Source organism: Prevotella sp. HJM029, assembly GCF_000599605.1.
Lineage (GTDB): Bacteria > Bacteroidota > Bacteroidia > Bacteroidales > Bacteroidaceae > Prevotella.
The window spans coordinates 1-1,798 of sequence record NZ_AZHT01000085.1; the positions used below are offsets into that span (position 1 = coordinate 1).

Annotated in this window: 1 protein-coding gene and 1 rRNA gene; both read left to right on the top strand. The window is 50.6% G+C overall.

What is annotated here, in order from left to right; translation table 11 throughout:
* Positions 1 to 185, top strand: a 185-nt coding sequence (locus tag X919_RS17040; protein WP_036917157.1) for a hypothetical protein, incomplete at its 5' end; no start/stop codon positions are given.
* A 38-nt stretch (positions 186 to 223) separates the two neighbouring features.
* Positions 224 to 1,753 (top strand): 16S ribosomal RNA (locus X919_RS0105220).
* The last annotated feature ends 45 nt before the right edge of the window (positions 1,754 to 1,798 follow it).

Genomic DNA, 1,798 nt, shown 5'->3' on the forward strand with positions numbered 1-1,798 from the left:
GAGCGATCTTTGACAAGATTTTCATAGACAGAGAAGTAGTACAAGAAGCGAGTGCTTGTTTTCGAAAGGAGATGAGTGCTTGGGTAAAAGAACGAACCGTCAAGAAGGAAGAGTTATTCTTAAGAAAGGTACAAAAAGACTTCGATAAATTTAGAGGAAGCGTTCTGAATCAGATAGACTCTTGACCTTATTATTTTATGAATAGGGTTGGAATAGATATTTTACAATGGAGAGTTTGATCCTGGCTCAGGATGAACGCTAGCTACAGGCTTAACACATGCAAGTCGAGGGGAAACGATGAGAGAGCTTGCTCTCTTAGGCGTCGACCGGCGCACGGGTGAGTAACGCGTATCCAACCTACCCATTACAGGGGGATAACCTTGCGAAAGTAAGACTAATACCCCATGGCATCTTATGATGACATCATTATAGGATTAAAGATTTATTGGTAATGGATGGGGATGCGTCTGATTAGCTTGTTGGCGGGGTAACGGCCCACCAAGGCTACGATCAGTAGGGGTTCTGAGAGGAAGGTCCCCCACATTGGAACTGAGACACGGTCCAAACTCCTACGGGAGGCAGCAGTGAGGAATATTGGTCAATGGACGAGAGTCTGAACCAGCCAAGTAGCGTGCAGGACGACGGCCCTATGGGTTGTAAACTGCTTTTATAGGGGAATAAAGTGAGCTACGTGTAGTTTATTGCATGTACCCTATGAATAAGGACCGGCTAATTCCGTGCCAGCAGCCGCGGTAATACGGAAGGTTCGGGCGTTATCCGGATTTATTGGGTTTAAAGGGAGCGTAGGCCGTGGATTAAGCGTGTTGTGAAATGTAGATGCTCAACATCTGACTTGCAGCGCGAACTGGTTTACTAGAGTGTGCGCAACGTAGGCGGAATTCGTCGTGTAGCGGTGAAATGCTTAGATATGACGAAGAACTCCGATTGCGAAGGCAGCTTACGGGAGCACAACTGACGCTGAAGCTCGAAGGTGCGGGTATCAAACAGGATTAGATACCCTGGTAGTCCGCACAGTAAACGATGGATGCCCGCTGTTGGTCCATTAGGGTCAGCGGCCAAGCGAAAGCATTAAGCATCCCACCTGGGGAGTACGCCGGCAACGGTGAAACTCAAAGGAATTGACGGGGGCCCGCACAAGCGGAGGAACATGTGGTTTAATTCGATGATACGCGAGGAACCTTACCCGGGCTTGAATTGCAGACGAACGATTCAGAGATGAAGAGGCCCTTCGGGGCGTCTGTGAAGGTGCTGCATGGTTGTCGTCAGCTCGTGCCGTGAGGTGTCGGCTTAAGTGCCATAACGAGCGCAACCCCTTTTCTTAGTTGCCATCAGGTAATGCTGGGCACTCTGGGAATACTGCCACCGTAAGGTGTGAGGAAGGTGGGGATGACGTCAAATCAGCACGGCCCTTACGTCCGGGGCTACACACGTGTTACAATGGCCGGTACAGAAGGCAGGTTGCATGTAAATGCGATCGAATCTTAAAAGCCGGTCCCAGTTCGGACTGAGGTCTGCAACCCGACCTCACGAAGCTGGATTCGCTAGTAATCGCGCATCAGCCATGGCGCGGTGAATACGTTCCCGGGCCTTGTACACACCGCCCGTCAAGCCATGAAAGCCGGGGGTGCCTAAAGTCCGTTACCGCGAGGATCGGCCTAGGGCAAAACTGGTAATTGGGGCTAAGTCGTAACAAGGTAGCCGTACCGGAAGGTGCGGCTGGAACACCTCCTTTCTGGAGCGAATGTTTCCTATAGCGGCGTATGAGTTGACTTGAAAG